General features: G+C 68.9%; 9 protein-coding genes. 5 read left to right on the top strand and 4 right to left on the bottom strand.

Translation table 11 applies throughout. From position 1 onward, the window contains the following. The 3 genes from HUU96_RS06830 to HUU96_RS06820 form a co-directional block, all read right to left on the bottom strand. Positions 1-966, bottom strand: a 966-nt coding sequence (locus HUU96_RS06830; RefSeq protein WP_174292088.1) for a DUF3772 domain-containing protein, incomplete at its 3' end; no start/stop codon positions are given. A 51-nt stretch (positions 967-1,017) separates the two neighbouring features. Further along, complete coding sequence (locus HUU96_RS06825; protein ID WP_174292087.1) at positions 1,018-2,241, bottom strand: DUF1501 domain-containing protein; 1,224 nt, start codon at positions 2,239-2,241, stop codon at positions 1,018-1,020. 17 nt (positions 2,242-2,258) lie between these two features. Beyond that, positions 2,259-3,761, bottom strand: a complete 1,503-nt coding sequence (locus HUU96_RS06820) for a DUF1800 domain-containing protein (protein ID WP_174292086.1) — start codon at positions 3,759-3,761, stop codon at positions 2,259-2,261. Between the two features lie 113 nt (positions 3,762-3,874). Here HUU96_RS06820 and cobO point away from each other — a divergent pair, with 113 nt between their 5' ends. From cobO to HUU96_RS06795, 5 genes are all read left to right on the top strand, one after another. Beyond that, positions 3,875-4,477, top strand: coding sequence for a cob(I)yrinic acid a,c-diamide adenosyltransferase (gene cobO, locus HUU96_RS06815; RefSeq protein ID WP_174292085.1), 603 nt, complete (start codon positions 3,875-3,877; stop codon positions 4,475-4,477). Next, on the top strand, positions 4,474-5,106 hold the full coding sequence (gene bluB / locus HUU96_RS06810) for a 5,6-dimethylbenzimidazole synthase (RefSeq protein WP_174292084.1): 633 nt from the start codon (positions 4,474-4,476) through the stop codon (positions 5,104-5,106). The genes cobO and bluB overlap by 4 nt, the downstream gene beginning before the upstream one ends. Positions 5,107-5,276: 170 nt before the next feature. After that, positions 5,277-6,437, top strand: coding sequence for a thiolase domain-containing protein (locus HUU96_RS06805; protein ID WP_174292083.1), 1,161 nt, complete (start codon positions 5,277-5,279; stop codon positions 6,435-6,437). Beyond that, positions 6,434-7,177 carry a CoA transferase subunit A gene (locus HUU96_RS06800; protein WP_174292082.1) on the top strand — a complete coding sequence of 248 codons (744 nt, stop codon included), beginning with the start codon at positions 6,434-6,436 and terminating at the stop codon, positions 7,175-7,177. Before HUU96_RS06805 ends, HUU96_RS06800 begins: the two co-directional genes overlap by 4 nt. Then, a complete protein-coding gene (locus HUU96_RS06795) occupies positions 7,177-7,818 on the top strand; it encodes a 3-oxoacid CoA-transferase subunit B (RefSeq protein ID WP_174292081.1) in 642 nt (213 codons plus the stop codon). The genes HUU96_RS06800 and HUU96_RS06795 overlap by 1 nt, the downstream gene beginning before the upstream one ends. A gap of 15 nt (positions 7,819-7,833) precedes the next feature. Here HUU96_RS06795 and HUU96_RS06790 read toward each other — a convergent pair. Further along, positions 7,834-8,804 (bottom strand): MFS transporter (locus HUU96_RS06790; protein WP_174292080.1); only part of this gene is annotated, 971 nt, incomplete at its 5' end.

The raw sequence follows: 8,804 nt of genomic DNA, 5'->3' as shown, positions 1-8,804 counted from the left end.
TTGCCGCCGCCGTTCCGGTTGCCGTTGCCGCCCCCATTGCCGCGTTCCTGACCGCCGCCATTGCGGTTGCCGCCGCATCAGCAACGCGCCGCCAAGCCCGCAGATCAGCCCCGCGACCGCCGCAGCGCGCACCAGCGCCTCGCTCAGCGGCTCCCAAGCCGGTGCCAGCATCCCGGCTCCGCGGAACCCGGCGACGGCGATCGCGGCGGCGAGCGCGGGCAACAGCGCGCCGCTCACCACCATCCACGCCGCTTGGCCTGACTTGCGCAGGCGGTTGGACGGGGCACGGTCGAGCATCACCCGTCGGCCGAGATTGCGCAGCCACAGCCGCAGCGGGAACAGGATCAGCAGCGCGACCGCGAGCCCCAGCAGCGCCGTCCAGGGGTTGGCGGCACGGCCATCGGCGATGGCATCGCCCTCGACATCGCCGAGCAGGCCGACCCGGCGACCGTCGCGCGCCAGCTCGCCGCCGATCGCCCGCCAGAACGCGGCCGATAGCGGTGATGGCTCCCGCATCGACAGTTGCTCCACCAGCAGATCGGTGGGGCTGCTCTGGGTCTCGGCGATGAGGCGTGTGGTGTCGGTGGCGAGCTGGCGGCCACGCTGGACGCCGCTGTCGAGCGGCGCGCGCTGCTTCTCCAGCCTGGCGCGCTGGACGCGCTGCACCGGTGCCTCGCGCGCGCCCTCGGTCGGTACGAGCCGCGAGAGTTGCGCCTGGGTCGCCACCAGTTGCGCCTGCAGGTCGGCGGTGCGCGATGCCGCGACCTGCGCGACGGCAAGAGCGCGGGCATGGAGCGCACGGCGTTCGGCGAGGCTGGTGCGAGCGGTGAGCGCCACATCGATGGCGCGATATTCGCGCGCCGCGGCGTCGATCGCCTGCGCATCGCGGTCGGCAGCCGACGGGGTTCGAGCAATGGCCGGGCCGGTAAGCCCGACGAGCGCGAGGAGGAGGAGCAGGCGACGCATCACGTCCTCTTGAGCCCCGCGCGCGATCCGCTCAAGTAAGGGATGGTCTCGTTAGATCAGCTTGAGGTCGACCGGCCGCGTGTCGGGGAAGAGCGCCGCCAGTCGCTGGCCGTTGAGGCCGAACTGACGCGCGGTGAGGCCGCCGATCAGCGAGCGATAGTCGGTCAACACCGGCAGGTCCCGGTTCTGGTTTAGCGTCGCCTGGCCGATCGCGACCTGTTCGCCCGCGATCCGCCCGCCCGACAGGCCGCCGCTCATCACCCAAAAGACGCTGCCATGGCCATGGTCGGTGCCCTTGTCGCCGTTCTCGCGGAAGGTGCGGCCGAACTCCGACACGACCACCACCGTCGTCGTCCGCCACGCGTCGGGCCCGATCGCGTCGACGAAGCCGGCCAACCCGCGGCCCAGCTCGCCGATCCGGTCGGCGAGATAGCCGCTGGCACCGCCCTGGTTGACATGGGTATCCCAGCCGCCGACGTCGACAAAGGCAAGGTTGAACTGGCTGCGCATCAGCGTGCCGATCCGCCGCGCCGACAGCTCGAACCCCTTGGTGCTGACCGCGCCGCGGCTGGCGGCCTTCATCTCCTCGTCCAGCGTCTTGAACACGGTGTCACGCACCTGGAAGCCTTCGGTGACGCTGCGGCCGAGGTCGCTGGCCCCGATCTGCTGGCCGGCATACATCGCCTCGATCAGCTTGGCCTGGCGCGGATCGATCGGCTTGCCGACATTGGCGAGCGCCAGGTTCGGGACGGGATCGCTGCCGCCCCGGAAGCACAAGGGCAGCTGGTCGGTAAAGGCGATCGGCTGATCGTTGCGGCCGAGGAGCGTCGCCAGCCGCGCCATGAAGCCCGAGCCATAGTCGCGATGGCCGCCGACCGGCTGGCCCATCTCGATCGTGTCCTGCGTCTCGAAATGGCTGCGGCTCATGTCGTCGGTGCCGGCGAAGGGGACGAACGCGACCTGCCGCTGCTGCCACAGCGGATAGATGCTGTCCTTGAGCGCGGGATGCAGGCTCCAGTCCGCGTCGAGCGCCAGCGATGCCTTGGGATCTGCCGGGTTGGGTCGGGCCAGCCCGATCGTCGGCCGCGCCTGATGGTAGAAGTCGCTGCCGGTCGGGGCGACGATGTTGGCCGCGTCATAGGCTCCGCGCAGGAACACCACCAGCATCCGGCTGCCCGCCTGCGGCGCGGCGAAAGCGCGGCCGGCAACCACCATCGGGGTGAGGGCGGCGGCCCCCTTGAGCAGGTCGCGGCGATGGAAATGCGGGACGTGCATGGCAGGTCTCCTTCGGTTTAGCGGCGCATGAACTCTGGTGACGACAGGAACAGGGCGTTCCATTCCTGCGGCGATGTCGCCTGGCCAAGCGCGGTGCGGGTCGGCGTCCCCAGCGTCGCGGCAAGACCGTTGAAATATAAGGCGTTCTGAAGCTGGGGAAAGGCCGGCGCGTCGGTCGGCGTCCCGGCCGCGCGGAACAGCCCCGCCGAACCGCCGCCAATCTGGCGCGCGACGTCGAAGCGCGTCGCCATCTGCCCCGGCCCGGACCAGGAGGCGCTGGCGAGCGGATAGCCGTCGGGCGTCTCATGATTGTAGAGGCCTTCGCCGAGCCGGTTGAGCCAGCCGACCACCGGCTGAGAATTGAGGATCACGCGGTCGCCATAGGCGAGCCGCACCGCCGACACCGCGTAATGCACCGGATCCTTGAACGCGCCGCCGAGCGAGGCGGCGAACTCCCGGCTCCTCGCCAGGGTGCGTACGACCTGCGCGATGTCGCCATGGCTGCGCTGGAAGGTGGCCGCCATGCGGTCGACCAGCGCCGACGGCGGCGCATCGCCCGTGAAGAAGGTCGCGAGCTGCAACGAGACATGATGCGCGGTCGCCGGCGACGCCGCGATCAGGTCGAGCGCCTGCTCCACCTCGTCGAAGCCCGAGCCTTTGATGGTGTGGCCAAGGAAATGCTTGTCGCCGAAATCGTGGCGCGCCGGGTTGAACTCGAACAATCCGGCGCGGACGTAGAGCGGCTGCCATTGCGGCTTCAGCTTCGGCGCGTCGGGCTTGGTGTTGATACCGACGCCGGTCAGGATGCGGGCCAGCTCCTGCACGTCCTGCTGGCTATAGCCGGTGCCGACGCCGAGCGAGTGCAGCTCCATGATCTCGCGCGCGTAGTTCTCGTTGATGCGGCCAGCGGCGTTCTGGTCGTTGTCGAGGTAGCGCAGCATCGCCGGATGGCGCAGCGTCGCCTCCAGCAGGTCGCGGAAGCGGCCCAGCGCGTGGGCGTGGATCGTCTGCTCGTAATCGCCGACCATCGCGCGGATGTCGCGCTTGCCCGCCTGCACGTTGAAATGGTTGAACCAGAACCATGTCATCTGCTCGCGCAGCTGGTCGGAGGCGTAGAGGTCGCGCAGCAGCGAGCGCGCCCGCGCCTCGTCGGCGAGCGCGTTCATCGCCTTCTGATAGGCGTCGCGCGCGATCTTCTTCTGGTCGGGATCGACGACCGCATTGCTGTCGCGGTTCTGCGCCTCCTCCTCCACCACGATCTGCGCCAGCGGCTCGCGGCTGATCCGCATCGCCGCGACCTGATCGGCGGCGGGCTGCGGCAACGACGCGTCGGTGCTGGCAAGCTGGAGGTCCAGCCAGCGATCCGGGCCAGGCACCTGCGCCGCGGCGGCAGGGACTGCGCCCCAGGTCAGGCGATTGGCCCAGGCGATCGACTGCGTCCGATCGGGTGAAGCCGCACCGGCGGGAAGCACCGCTGTCGCTGCCCCGATCGCCACTGCCGCTCGCCACCACTGCTTCATCGCCGCCGCACCTCGCAATCTCACCTGTTACTCTATAACCGCCTTGATGAACCGACGATGGCGGCCTTGTGATCATCGAAGCGGTGCGAGAGTCCTGCTCGCCGGAGAAGACCATGCGCACCGACGAAGACCATAACCGCAAGATGGCGAAGAAGAAGGTCGCGCATGACCGGATCGTCGAGGCGAAGACCAAGGAGAAGGGGCTGCTCATCGTCCATACCGGCCAGGGCAAGGGCAAGACATCGGCCGCGCTCGGCATGGTCGTGCGTGCGATCGGCCATGGCATGAAGGTCGGCGTCGTCCAGTTCGTCAAGGGCGCGTGGGCGACGGGTGAGAAGCCGGTGTTCGACCGCTTTCCCGATCTGGTCGAGTTCAAGCCGATGGGCGAGGGCTTCACCTGGGACACGCAGGACCGCGCCCGCGATGTGGCGGTGGCGCGCGAGGGGTGGGAGGAGGTCAAGCGGATGATCGCCGACCCCTCCTATCGCATGGTGGTGGCCGACGAGCTGAACATCGTGCTGCGCTACGACTACCTGCCGCTCGACGAGGTGGTGGCGGTGCTCGCCGCCAAGCCGGCGGACAAGCACGTCATCGTCACCGGCCGCAACGCAGCCCCAGCACTTATCGAGATCGCCGACCTCGTCACCGAAATGACCCTCGTCAAGCACCCGTTCCGCGAGCAGGGGGTCAAGGCGCAGGCCGGCATCGAGTTTTGAGCGACCCGCCCGTGTTCGACGCTGTATTCGGCGTACAACTGGCGGCGCTGTTCGCGTGGCGGCGCGACGTGCGCCGGTTTCGCCGCGATCCGTTGCCGGCGGCCGCGCTCGACCGCCTGCTGGCGCTCGCCGATCTTGCGCCCTCGGTCGGCAATGCGCAGCCCTGGCGGTTCATGGTGCTGGATGGCGCTCGCAAGGCGACGCTGGCCGAGCATGTCGATGCGGCGAGCGAGGCTGCGGCCCAGCGCTACGACGCCAAGCGCGCTGCCGCCTACCGGTCCCTCAAGCTGCATGGCCTCCGCGAAGCGCCCGCGGCGGGGGCGGTGTTCTGCGACGAGGCTCCGCGCGCCGGGCACGGCCTGGGCATCGCCACTATGCCGGAGATGCTGCGCTATTCCTGCGTGATGGCGATCCACACCATCTGGCTCGCCGCGCGTGCGGAGGGGATCGGGCTTGGTTGGGTGTCGATCCTCGATCCCGGCGCGGTCGCGCGGATGCTGGGCGGCGACGAGGGCTGGACGTTTATCGCGATACTGTGCCTCGGCTATCCCGAAGCCGAAACCGACGAACCCGAGCTGCAGCGCGCCGGCTGGCAGGCGCGTGAGGGCGGCCATGTCCTGTCCGGCTGATGGTCGCATCCCGTTCGGCCGGCACGCTCCGCCGACACCGGTCTTGCTTTATCGCTGCCGTTGCGTTTAGCCTGACCGGTGAGGTGTCGGCGCATACGGCGCATGGCGGGTATCGACTAAATGATTGTTCAAGAACAGCTTGGCTGACGAACTGGTGTGAAAGGCAAGACATGGAGCCCGTGATCGTCGGCTGGGGCCACACCAAGTTCGGCAAGCTCGACGCCCTTGGCCTTGAGGACCTGATCCAGCAGGCCGGGCGCGAGGCGATCGCCGATGCCGGGATCGAGGCGGCGCAGATCGATGCCGTCTGGCTCGGCCACTTCAACTCGGGACTGGTCGAGGATGCATTCGCCTCGTCGATGATCCTCGGGATCGACCCGGCCTTGCGCTTCAAGCCGGCGACGCGGCTGGAGAATGCCTGCGCGTCCGGCGCGGCGGCGCTGTTCGGGGCGATCGACGCGATCCGGAGCGGCCGCATCAAGGTGGCGCTGGTCGTCGGTGCGGAGAAGATGAGCGGGCTCGACAGCGCCGGCGTGACCAAGGCGCTGGGCGGCGCGAGCTACCAGAAGGAGGAGCGGGGCATGTCGTTCCCCGCGATCTTCGCGCGCTTCGCCCAGTCCTACGATGCCGATTACGGCGATCCGACCGAGGCTATGGCGCATATCGCGGTCAAGAACCACGAGAACGCACTGCGCAATCCGCTGGCGCAGATGCATCGGCCGATTACCCTCGACTATGCGCGGGCCGTGTCGGACAAGAACCCGATGATCGCCGATCCTATCAAGCTGTCCGACTGCTCGCTGGTGTCGGACGGTGCGGCGGCGGTGGTGCTGGTGGCGGACGATATGCTCGGCGACTTTCGCCGCGGGGTTGGCTTCCGGGCGGCGCAGCAGGTCAGCGACGTGCTGCCGCTGTCGGGCAAGGACCTCGCCAAGTTCGAGGGGCCGACACGGGCGATCGCGCAGGCGTACAAGCAGGCGGGCGTCGGCGTCGGCGACCTCAGCCTTGCCGAGGTGCATGATTGCTTCACCATCGCCGAGCTGCTGTCGGTCGAGGCGCTGCAGCTCGCCCCGCCGGGCGGTGGCCGCGACGTCGTGATCGCCGGCGAGACCCGGCGCGACGGTCGGCTGCCGATCAATCTGTCGGGCGGGCTCAAGGCCAAGGGGCATCCGGTCGGCGCGACCGGCGTGTCGATGCATGTGCTCAACGCCCGTCAGCTGGTCGGCGAGGCGGGCGAGATGCAGCTGCCTAGCGCGGAACTGGCGGCGGCGGTCAACATGGGCGGGGGCGCGGTCGCGACCTATGCCACGATCATGGAGAGGGTGAAGTGAAGCCGATCTATCACGACGCGGGCGAGGCCCTGCGCGATGTCCTTCGCGATGGCATGACGCTGATGGTCGGCGGCTTCGGGCTGTGCGGCATTCCGGAGGCGCTGATCGATGCGATGGTGCCGCTGGGCGTCACCGGTCTGACCTGCATCTCCAACAATGCCGGCATCGACGGCGTCGGGCTCGGCAAGCTGCTGCGCACGCGGCAGATCGCGAAGATGATCAGCAGCTATGTGGGCGAGAACAAGGAGTTCGAGCGGCAATTCCTGGCCGGCGAGCTGCAGTTGGAATTCTGTCCGCAGGGTTCGCTCGCCGAGCGTTGCCGGGCGGGCGGCGCGGGTATCCCGGCGTTCTTCACCCGGACCGGCGTCGGCACGGTGGTTGCCGACGGCAAGGAGGTGCGCAGCTTCGGCGGTGAGGACTATGTCATGGAAACCGCGTTGGTCGCCGACCTGTCGCTCGTGAAGGGCTGGAAGGCCGACGAGGCGGGTAACCTGATCTTCCACCGCACCGCGCGCAACTTCAACCAGCCGATGGCGACGGCGGGCAAGGTCTGCGTCGCCGAGGTCGAGGAGATCGTGCCGATCGGCAGCTTCGATCCCGACCAGATCCACTTGCCCGGCATCTATATTCAGCGGCTGCTGCTCAACCCGCAGCCGGACAAGAAGATCGAGTTCCGCACCACTCGCCAGCGCGCCGTTGACTCCGCCGCCGCGCCGGCCGCCGCCGGGAGCGAAATCTGATGGCCTGGGATCGCAACGACATCGCCGCACGCGCCGCCCGGGAGCTGCGCGACGGCTATTACGTCAATCTCGGCATCGGCATCCCGACATTGGTCGCCAACAATATTCCCGACGGCATGACGGTGACGCTCCAGTCGGAGAACGGGATGCTCGGCATCGGCCCGTTCCCCTATGACGATGAGGTCGACCCCGACTTGATCAACGCCGGCAAGCAGACGATCAGCGTGCTGCCGTCCTCCAGCTTCTTCTCGTCGTCGGACAGCTTCGCGATGATCCGCGGCGGCCATATCGACCTCACCATCCTGGGCGCGATGGAGGTGTCGGAGGACGGCGACCTCGCCAACTGGATGATCCCGGGCAAGGTGGTCAAAGGCATGGGCGGGGCGATGGACCTGGTCGCGGGCGTGCGCCGGGTGGTGGTGACGATGGACCATGTGTCGAAGAACGGCGAGGCCAAGGTCCGGCGGGCGTGCAGCCTGCCGCTGACCGGCAAGGGCGTGGTCGACATGGTGATCACCGACCTGTGCGTGCTGGAGCGCCCCGCCAAGGGTGAGCCGTTCCGCCTGATCGAGCTCGCACCCGGCATCACCACGGACGAACTCCTCGCCAAGACGGAGGCGCGGATCGTCGTCGACGGCTGACGATCCGTTTCAGCGTCATCGCCGCGCGCTGGCGGTGACCTCGCGCGCGGTGATCATGGCAACGAGGCCGACCAGCAATGCCGCCAGCATGTACCACGCGGGCGCGAGCGGATCGCCGGTGACCTCGGTCAGCTTGGCGATGACGAACTGGGTGGAGCCACCGAACACCGAGATGGCGAGCGCATAGACGATCGCGAGCGCGCCGGAGCGGATGCGCGGCGGCAGGCGTTCGGTCACGGTGACCAAGGCCGCGGTGGTGGCGGCCGCGCTGGTGAGCCGCAGCACCGCGCTGACCAGATAGAGGCTGATCGCACCGGGATAGCGGCTGACCAGCCAGAAGCCGGGCAGGACCGCGACCGTCGCCGCCGCCATCGGCCAGATCATCACCGGCCGCCGTCCCCATCGATCCGACACGACGCCGCCGATCAGCGATCCCGCCATGGTGGCGACGCCGACCACCACCGACGCCCCGAAGGCCACGCCGGAGGGTAGTCGCAACACCGTCTTCGCATAGGTGGTCATGTAGTTGAGGACATAGGTGGCGACGGTGGTCGACAGCAGCGTCAGGAAGGCGAAGACGACCACCCGCGCGTAGCCGGCCAGCGGCGGTGCGGGCTGCGCGATGGTCGCGGCGGTCAGCGTCTCGCGCAACGAACCGCGCAGCGCCAGCCCGATCGGTACGATCGCGACCCCCAGCGCCATCGCGATCCGCCAGCCCCAAGCCGCGAGCATGGCGTCGCTCATCACGCCGGCCAGCGCCACGCCGCTGACCCCGGCAGCAACTACCGCCAGCCCTTGGCCGGCATATTGCAGCGACACGTAGAGCCCGCGCCGGCCCGCGGGTGCCGCCTCGACCAGGAAGGCGGTACTCGGCCCGACCTCGCCGCCCAGCGCGAACCCCTGCACCAGCCGGCACAGCAGGACGAGGATCGGCGCGGCGATGCCGATCGCGGCATAGGACGGCACCAGCGCGACGATCCTCATCC

This window comes from Sphingomonas bacterium (genome assembly GCF_903644135.1).
Classification (GTDB): domain Bacteria; phylum Pseudomonadota; class Alphaproteobacteria; order Sphingomonadales; family Sphingomonadaceae; genus Sphingomonas.
Note: the sequence above shows the minus strand (reverse complement) of the source record. Positions and strands in the feature narration are given on the sequence as shown.